Origin of the sequence: Planktothrix sp. FACHB-1365, from assembly GCF_014697575.1 — a bacterium.
GTDB lineage: Bacteria > Cyanobacteriota > Cyanobacteriia > Cyanobacteriales > Microcoleaceae > Planktothrix.
On sequence record NZ_JACJSC010000010.1, the window covers coordinates 161457 to 169494 of the forward strand.

Sequence of the window (8038 nt, forward strand, 5' to 3'; positions counted from 1 at the left end):
GCAAGGCTGTTGCAAAAAATCTACGAGTTTCTAATTGATTGGGTGGGTAATCATTTCGCTTTTTTTTCATTCTTGAGAAAGAGGAGAATCACCTTTATATTTATTAAGATTTATAACAATGTCTTCCTTGATTCAATTTGAATCAGGATAAATTACATCGTTTTGCATTAATAAATTGGAGCATTTTTCATGACCTTTACACCCACTCAACAGGATTTAGAACAAGCTTTATCTAAATTCCGAGGATTAGATGTAGATACCCAATTAGCCTTTTTGTGGTTTGTTTATACAAAAATGGGTCAATCTATTACTCCTGCGGCTCCTGGTGCTGCCCAAACGGAGATTGCCGAAGGGTTATATAATCAAGTTCAAGCCCTTTCTTTTGAAGAACAATTGCAAGCTCAACGCGACTTTTTACAAAATAACGATACCCAATTGTGTCGTGAATATGGCTCTTTAAGTGACAATACAAAACTCTTGTTTTGGTATCGTTTAGCGCAAGGAATGGATGCTAAAACCATTGTTCCCATGCCGGAAAATTATGAATTTTCTCAAGAAGGCAAAGCTTTATTAGGTCAATTAGAAAATATGGATTTTGAACTACAAATTACCTTCCTCCGTCAAAGTGTTGAACCCACTGGAGCCGCGCCTCAATCAGGTTCTGGACTATAATTCAACATTTCTTTCAATTGCTTAAATTGTGTTTAGACCCTCTATTATTCATCCCCCTGAATCAGGGGGATTTTTTTTCTAATGCTCAGTTGTTTATGAGTTTGGTTTTGTAAGTAAACCTAATTACGATAGTCTTTAAGACTTTATTGATGAGTTTTATTTGGGGTTTTGTAGGGTCAGTTTATTGGTTTTCATCCTGAGACAAAAACAAGGGGATGGAATGAATTAATTGAACTATCGATTTCAGGGAGATTTTTTTTTCAGAATAATTTAGGCGACATCTTTTTAGAGGAACTAATCATGAATAACCCGTGTTCAGGCTTGAAAGACTCTCCTGTTTTATTCGAGCCTAGCGATTTGAGATTAATTGAGCAGGCACTCTCTTTCCACCCAGATCTTGAGATGGCTGTTTACTTGACGAAACTAGCCAAAACTCGTTTATGTTTTCCTGTCAGCAATATCAAGGAGTTGGCTATTGCTTTGGAAACGGATAATCAGCAAGTTTGCTGCCGAGATAGAGTGCTTTATTGGAAAGATATGAAAAAGTTCATCAAGTCTCAGATGTTCCCAATTCTCAACGAGTACGACTTCTTAAGCAAAGTGTATATGGCTCTTTGTATTGGAGCCGAATACCATCACCATGAGCGCCGTTTCATGGAATTGCGCCGAGATTGCCACTAAGAAAGCAACCAATTAAGCTAAAGAGGAAAAGAACAATGCCTACCAATCATCCTGAGAAAGTTTTTACTTTTTCAAGACCAGGTGAAGAGTTTACAGCAGACGAATACGTCGAGCCATTTTTATCAAATAAAATTCTTATTCTTGAGAGTGGCTCGGTTGAATTCAAGCACACTTTTTCTGCAAGTGCACCTTGGTTCTTTCATAATAATCTAAAGACTGGCCCGAATCAGGTAACTTGTCCTCAAGGGTATAACAAGATAGTTCTCCGTGCGCTTCGGGTTCCTGCCCATGTGAGGTATCTTCGTTAATTGAATTGTTGTTACAAAATTTTGAGTAGCAACTTTAGATTTAAAAGCCTCTCAGGAACTTACTTGAGAGGCTTTTAAATTTTGGTAATTTTACTCTTTGGATTGAATATTTTAATCTTCTTTGATCAGAGGATTAAATGACCTGAAACTGATTAGCAGTTATTAAATCTAAATCAATCCCGTTTAATTTAGCTAAATCTTCTTCTGTAGAAGTTAAACGAATAATAACTGCATTTTCTTCTTGAATTAAGGTGAGTTGCTCAAAGGTTAATCCGTTACTGAGTCCTAACTGATCTAAGGTAATATCAAAGTCAAGAATTAAGTCATTTCCGGCGTTCATTTGCAACATAAAAATATCTTGACCTAATCCTCCATTGAGGGTATCATCCCCCAGGTCTCCCCATAAATTATCATTGCCAATTCCTCCGATTAAAGAATCATTTTCACTTCCCCCATACAGGCTATCATTTCCTAAACAACCGTCTATAATATCTACTCCTGAATTTCCCAACAGCAAATCGTTATTGTCTCCTCCACAAAGGCTATCATTTCCCAGATCTCCCCATAAACTATCATTGCCAATTCCTCCTTCTAAACTATCTTGATTTTCTCCTCCTAATAAACTATCGTCTCCTGAACCTCCATCAAGCAAATCGTTGTCTAAATTTCCCAATAAAATATCGTTTTCGCTTCCTCCGATTAAGGTGTCATTTCCTAAATCACCGTATAAAATATCATTGCCTTCATCTCCCTGTAACTGATCATTTTCTTTCCCGCCATAGAGGGTATCTTCTCCTAGATTTCCCTGGATAAAATCATGATTGCGATCGCCAAATAGCAAATCATTATTTTCATCTCCTTGCAAAATATCATCATCTTGTCCTCCATATTGGGTATCATCTCCTAACCCTCCTAGAAAAATATCAGTTCCTTGATTTCCCAATAACAAATCATTCCCATTTCCACCATTAAGGTTATCTGCACCTTCCATTCCGGTTAAAGTATCATTTCCTTCAAAACCATTGATTTGATCATTAAAATTACTTGCCATTAAGTTATCATTTTCTATTGTGCCATTTAAGGTTTTTTCGATTACATTTTGTATTTTTTCTGGGTTTAAGTTGGGTTTAGGAAATTGATTACACAAACAGTCATTTTCACCAACAATAGGACTTGGTGTTGGTTGTGGTGTTGGTGTTGGTGTTGGACTCGGACTTGGTGTTGGTGTTGGTGTTGGTTGTGGTGTTGGCGTTGGCGTTGGTGTTGGACTGGGACTGGGACTGGGACTCGGAGTTACTGTCGGAGTTGGAGTTGGAGTTGGAGTTGGACTGGGACTGGGACTGGGACTGGGACTCGGAGTTGGTGTCGCAGTGGGACTGGGAGTTGGAGTTGGAGTCGGAGTTACTGTCGGAGTTGGAGTTGGAGTTGGAGTTGGAGTTGGACTGGGACTGGGACTGGGACTGGGACTGGGACTGGGACTGGGACTCGGAGTTGGTGTCGCAGTGGGACTGGGAGTTGGAGTTGGACTCGGTGTTGGTGTTACGATGGGAAACTCATAAGCACCACTATCAATAATTGCTATACCATTTTGATCACCATCAATGGGACGAGTTTGACCGAGTTGATCTGTTGTAGGTGAATTATTATTATTACCTGTATCAATAGCGGGACTTCCGATTAATAAAGGATGAATTAATTTTCCATCAATTGTTTGTAAATCCCCTAATAAAGCATCAGCCACTAATTGAATATTAGCCGTTGCTTTAGTGTCATTAGGGTTTAACTCATTAGTTTGAATATTACCGTCGCCTTCATTATATTCAGTTCCCGTATGATGTTTAACGTTCCAAGAATTTCCCCCATTATTAGCAAAATTTTTCGCTAAAATCGTATTCTGTAAAGTAACATTTGTCCCTCCTCCCCAAAATCCTCCCCCTTGAAACCCTGCATAATTATTAGCAATTGTTGTATTAATAATCTGGGTTGAATTTGTCCCATTAGCAAGAGTTATTGCACCCCCTAAACCCTGATTACCGTCGGAAGATTCGGCACGATTTCCTGAAAATGTGCTATTGGTTATAGTAGTCGGAGAAGTTTCACCAATCCATAAACCTCCTCCTTGACTATAGGCTCGGTTATTGGCAAAAGTTGTATGATTAATCGTTAATTCAGCATTTCCTGAACGCAATCCTCCTCCTAAAGAATCGCCTTTCAGATTAGTTTGAATACTATTATTAATAATCGTACTATTTTCAATAATGATTTGATCAGGAGGATAAGCAAATAAAAATAATCCACCTCCTTGTCCGGCTCCAGTATTACCATCAAATAAAGAATTACTAATCTGAATGATTCCGCCTGTTAATCCAGGGCCAAAATTCGCACCGGAAGCATTTGCACCATCAGTATAAATGGCTCCCCCAGCACCATGATAATTATTAGAACCATTGGGAACAGTACCCCCTGGAACAGAGGTATTATTAATAAATTTAGAATTATCAACGGTTAAATTACCAAGTAAATGATTAATTGCACCTCCATTAATCCCCTTATTATTGGTAAATTCACTATCTTTAACCGTCAAAGAACCTGCGCTTTTTGTAGCGATCGCACCGCCCCCTCGTTCACTCCCGCCTAAAGTTCCATCATTATTATTAAATTTGCTATTAATCACAACCGTATTACTTTTAAATCCGGTATAAATTCCGCCTCCAAATTGGGCAACATTATCATTGAGTTCGCTATTTTCTAAGGTGAGGTTTGTTGAACCTCCCATGCGAATTCCTCCTCCTGCACCTGCTTCATCAATTCCTGTTGCATTACCATTAATAATAATCAGATTCTTAAGGGTTATAGTTGTAGGTTGAAATTGCTGATCAACTTGCAGTTCTAATACCCGAAATTGGTTTTCACCACTAATCGTTAGTTGACTGGGAACAGTACCCGAAATTAGTCCATCAATGGTAATACTTTTATTAATATTTAATTGACCTGTCGTCAGTTTTATGATAGGATTAGGTTGACTCGCTAAACTAGAATCAAATTGAATAATATCTCCAGATTGAGCTTGAGCGATCGCTTCTCGTAAAGAACCGATACCGTTATCATTTAAGTTCGTAACGATTAAAGTTGCCATGTTGATTGATCCTAATTTCGAGGGTTATTTTCAGATAATTATCCTTTCCAGCAAAGTTGATTAATATCCAGGATCGGATCTCATTTTTATTAATTGTCAACCGCGAATTTCCATCAAATTTGAGACCAGACTTTAAATCGTTGATGATTTGGGTCTAGCGGTTTATAAATTTCTAATAAGATTAAGCCTGATTTTAATAAATAGATTGGCCCTTTCACCCAGCCACCACGGGAAAGCACCAATCTAATTGTGGCACACTGCCAAGAAGCCACAAGAGCATATTATTAAAGCCCAAATGATGTTAATTTAAGCTTTAACTTATTAATAACCTAAGTTAGAGGTTTTTCGCCTCAGAAATTCTACGGAACTTTTTAATTAAAATAAACGTTGTAACTCCGAGAAATTATGCAGAAGCAGTATCCATCAAAAAGGGCGAGGAATACCCCGCCCCTTGTTACACAGAAGAATAGCTCTCCAACCCAGAATTAATCCCGATTAAAGGCAATCAGTAAGCGCAGGATAAAGATAAATAAATTGATGTACGTTAAATACATCGATAAAGCTGCGGATAAATACTGTTGGTCGTTGTAGGCGCGAGGTAACAAATAGAAGTCAACCACCGCCGCCCCAACAAACAAGACGACTCCTAGACCCGAAATCCCAATTTCTAACCAAGAGGGGGCAATGATCCCAAAGAAACTGAGGACAACTTGCGCCAGAATGACAACGAATAGGGCAATAATTCCGAGGTTGATGGTTTTGCTTAAGGCCATCCCATCGGACTCAGAGAGGTTAGACCCAATGGAACGCGCCCCAATAAAGGTGACTCCACACCCTAATGCAGCCACACCAATTCCGGCAATCCCAACACCATTAGTCCCTAAAGCAACAGCAACCAAACCGGTGAGAGTATAGCCTGTGAGTAGGCTGTAGGTCGCTAATAGGGGTAAGGCAGCTTTGCTATTACCCTTGTTAGCAACACCAGAAGCAACAAAAAATAGAACGAGTTGTGCAATCAGGGCTACCCAGAAAGTCGGCATGAACAATCCGGGGTTTGTCGCTAAAACGTTTAAACCCCCAAAGGTGCCCACCGCCGTGAGAATTAACCCACCACCCACATAGGGTAAAGCGTTAGCAATCACATTGGGGCCGAGGATGGCTTCATTTTTAGCTTCTCGTAAAGCTTGACGGAAGTTACTTGTACTGGTCATATCGTCCTTATGTAATTCACAATCAGAACACTATTTATTATTTTATTGTGACTGATTTAGTCAAGTTTGGTAATCTAACAACGATCTCATCCTAATCTAAAATCTATCCCTAAATCCAGTTACTGCACATCAACTAAAAACCCCTACACCGTAGATAGGGTAGAGGTTAGAGGGAATGAATAAATATAGTGTTTTAGAAAGCGGGTGGCGGGAATCGAACCCGCATTAATAGCTTGGAAGGCTGAAAGTTAAATTATCCTTAATTCCCTCACCGTAAAGGTTACAAGCAAGATAAGTCCTGTAGAATGTCAACCATCAGACATCAAACAGACATCAAAACAGGAAAATATGCACGATAAACCGCAGCGCCGTAAGGGTCAAGTTGGAGTCTCGGTTAAGGAGGGACGGCTTAGAATTAGCATCCCCCGTGAGATTTACGGCGGAAAACAAAAGTTTATTTATTTGGGTTGTCCTGACACGCCTGGATATCGGGGTAAAGCAGTTAACGCCGCTAAACAAGTAGAGATTGATATTGCTAATGGGGAGTTTGACTTTTCCCATCAGAAATATCTAAAAATGGTTAATCCTCAACAACCTTCTTTTACTGTTGTTGAAACCTTAAAACCTAAGCCAGAGTTATCTTTACAGCAATGTTGGGATTTATATTTTGACTATAAAAAAACGAGTTGGAAGAAGGGGGAAGACGGGACTAAATCAACGATGGATTATATGGAAACGTTAGGGAAATATATTCACAAATGTTCTGTGACTGATTTTGATGCTTTAGCTGTTCGGAAGTGGTTTTTAGACAATACAACCGAGTCTATGACTAAGCGGTGTTTAACTCACCTTAACGCTGCTGTGAGGTTTGCAATTAAACATAGAAAGATTAGTCTAATCAGTAGTCCGTTTGAGGGAATGCCTCAAGAATTAACCCATCATTATGAAGTTGAATCAGAACCGATGGCGTTATCTTTGGAGGAAAAACAGAAGATATTTGAAGCCTTCCAAAACCACAGAGGTAACTGGAACGGACGGGGTTATACGGGGTACTCCTATAGTTTTTATTACCCGTTTGTTAAGGGTTTATTCCTCATCGGTAGACGACCGGAAGAGATTTGTCAGTACCGATGGAGCATGGTTAAATCTGGACTTTTACACATCCCTGGACGGATTACAAAAACCGGACGTGATGGCAAGTTCCCACTGTACACTGAATTAGAGGAATTATTAAACAGTATTAAACCGGAAAACCCAGACCCTAACGCTTGGCTGTTTCCTAGTCCAAAAGGGTTAAAAATTAGCTATGGAAACTTTAGCAATAAAGCCTGGAATAAGGTTGTTGATCCTTTATTCCCAGACCGTAACTTAACGCCCCGGTGTGGACGGGATACCTTTATCACTGAACAGATTATTCTACATAATCGCTCTGAGAGTGTTGTTGCTAAATGGTGTGATACATCCCCTGATGAAATCCGAAGACGTTATCTAGGGGATGCTGCAATTTATGAATTACGACCGGGAAGTTTTACTGATTGATTGCTAACGCTAATCAAATAAGGATATCTGATCACCATCGGGTTTTGTGGGTTTAGGAGTGGGGTCAGATAGTCCTAACTCAGTCGGGGTAATTCCCAATCCGGGCAGAAACTTGGTGAAAAACTTCTCTCCGTCCTTACAACATCCCAACACTAACTGTGCTTTATGAACTAGAGGTAGTGTGAGTTTCTGCCACTCCCTTAAAAAGGCTTCTTTAGTCTTGTAGGTACAAATCTGATAACGAACAATATTTGCCGTCAAACTAACAACTAGCTTTTCCTTCTCGGTGAGTTTTTCCCCATTGAGATACCTCTTGACGAACTCTACGTCCTTTTCCTTATCAGAGGATTTTGGGTTAGGGGTATTTGACGGCGGGGGATTTTCGGGTTCTGTTTGGGGAATTTCTACGGGTTGAACTTCTGAATATTTATCGGGAGTGATTTTTTCTAGTGATATAGCACCTGAACCGTCACCATCGCTATAAACCTTAT

General features: G+C 39.5%; 7 protein-coding genes. 4 read left to right on the forward strand and 3 right to left on the reverse strand.

Going from position 1 to position 8038, the window contains the following annotated elements; all coding sequences use genetic code 11:
* Positions 1 to 189 precede the first annotated feature (189 nt).
* The 3 genes from H6G57_RS14070 (at position 190) to H6G57_RS14080 (ending at position 1661) form a co-directional block, all read left to right on the forward strand.
* Positions 190 to 672, forward strand: coding sequence for an orange carotenoid protein N-terminal domain-containing protein (locus tag H6G57_RS14070; protein ID WP_190519516.1), 483 nt, complete (start codon positions 190 to 192; stop codon positions 670 to 672).
* Between the two features lie 300 nt (positions 673 to 972).
* Positions 973 to 1353 carry a hypothetical protein gene (locus tag H6G57_RS14075; RefSeq protein ID WP_190519518.1) on the forward strand — a complete coding sequence of 127 codons (381 nt, stop codon included), beginning with the start codon at positions 973 to 975 and terminating at the stop codon, positions 1351 to 1353.
* A gap of 35 nt (positions 1354 to 1388) precedes the next feature.
* A complete protein-coding gene (locus H6G57_RS14080) occupies positions 1389 to 1661 on the forward strand; it encodes a hypothetical protein (protein ID WP_190519519.1) in 273 nt (90 codons plus the stop codon).
* Between the two features lie 133 nt (positions 1662 to 1794).
* Here H6G57_RS14080 and H6G57_RS14085 read toward each other — a convergent pair whose 3' ends face one another.
* Positions 1795 to 4797 (reverse strand): calcium-binding protein, encoded by a 3003-nt coding sequence (locus H6G57_RS14085; RefSeq protein ID WP_190519521.1) that lies wholly within the window; start codon positions 4795 to 4797, stop codon positions 1795 to 1797.
* Positions 4798 to 5282: 485 nt separating this feature from the next.
* Positions 5283 to 6008: a Bax inhibitor-1 family protein gene (locus H6G57_RS14090; RefSeq protein ID WP_190519523.1), complete on the reverse strand. Its 726-nt coding sequence runs from the start codon at positions 6006 to 6008 to the stop codon at positions 5283 to 5285.
* Between the two features lie 348 nt (positions 6009 to 6356).
* Between H6G57_RS14090 and H6G57_RS14095 the strand changes: the two genes are divergently transcribed.
* Positions 6357 to 7547, forward strand: coding sequence for an Arm DNA-binding domain-containing protein (locus tag H6G57_RS14095; protein WP_190519525.1), 1191 nt, complete (start codon positions 6357 to 6359; stop codon positions 7545 to 7547).
* 9 nt (positions 7548 to 7556) lie between these two features.
* On the opposite strand, the gene H6G57_RS14100 is transcribed toward H6G57_RS14095, so the two are convergent.
* Positions 7557 to 8038: hypothetical protein (locus tag H6G57_RS14100; protein WP_190519526.1), on the reverse strand; the 482-nt coding region annotated here is incomplete at its 5' end.

Coding starts and splice junctions, on each gene's coding strand:
- H6G57_RS14090 (WP_190519523.1), bottom strand. CDS start 6,008: ATGACCAGTACAAGTAACTTCCGTCAAGCTTTACGAGAAGCTAAAAAT.
- H6G57_RS14075 (WP_190519518.1), top strand. CDS start 973: ATGAATAACCCGTGTTCAGGCTTGAAAGACTCTCCTGTTTTATTCGAG.
- H6G57_RS14070 (WP_190519516.1), top strand. CDS start 190: ATGACCTTTACACCCACTCAACAGGATTTAGAACAAGCTTTATCTAAA.
- H6G57_RS14095 (WP_190519525.1), top strand. CDS start 6,357: ATGCACGATAAACCGCAGCGCCGTAAGGGTCAAGTTGGAGTCTCGGTT.
- H6G57_RS14085 (WP_190519521.1), bottom strand. CDS start 4,797: ATGGCAACTTTAATCGTTACGAACTTAAATGATAACGGTATCGGTTCT.
- H6G57_RS14080 (WP_190519519.1), top strand. CDS start 1,389: ATGCCTACCAATCATCCTGAGAAAGTTTTTACTTTTTCAAGACCAGGT.